Source organism: Rhizobacter sp. P1_G5 (assembly GCF_056405435.1).
Genome location: NZ_JBFUCB010001167.1, coordinates 1 through 670, shown reverse-complemented (window position 1 = coordinate 670; position 670 = coordinate 1). Strand labels below are relative to the sequence as shown.

Below are 670 nucleotides of genomic sequence, written 5' to 3'. Positions count from 1 at the left end.
TCCCCTCGGGGGATCGGTCGATGTACTCATCGACAGAGGGGCCGTCATTCACCTCCCCCCGCAAGGGGGTAGCCAAGTTGGGGATGTCCGGACGCGAACATCCCCCTAGACTGGGCCGGACTCAACTGCCGGGAGCACCCATGTTGTCATCGCTGTTCGGAGACCTGCGCGGCGACCAACCCGAGGATCGCCAGCCCGGCTTCGCCGCCACCTCCCTCATGGAGAGCGTCGCCACCGAGGTGAACGACCAGGGCCAGATGGTCGATCGCCACCTGCGCGACCTGGTCGTCACCGGCTCGGCGGCACAGGCGATCCGCGAGCATTTCGCGGCCACCCGCGCCGACCTCGAAACCGCCACCCGCCACATCGCGCTGCACGACCCCACCGGCGTGTGGGCCGGCGCGGTCGTGAAGGCGCTGTCGGATGCGAGCGGTCGGCCGATCGAGCGGCTGCACCTGCGCGAGCACACCACGCTGCGCACGCTCGCGATGATCGAGCGCACCACGCTCGAACGCCGCGACGAAGGCCTGCTGCGCATCTACCACGCCGACGTGCGCGCACCCGGCCCCGACAACGCGGCGATCCCGATCGCGCTGATGGAGCGCAGCCACATGACCGCGGTGATCGTCGGCGCGATGCAGCCGCATGCGGTCGACGGCATGCTCAACAC

1 protein-coding gene is annotated in these 670 nt (G+C 69.7%); it reads left to right on the top strand.

Annotated elements, in window-relative coordinates; genetic code table 11:
* Window positions 1-140: 140 nt before the first annotated feature.
* A partial coding sequence (locus tag AC1D12_RS34770) for a hypothetical protein (RefSeq protein WP_477845594.1) occupies window positions 141-670 on the top strand: 530 nt, incomplete at its 3' end.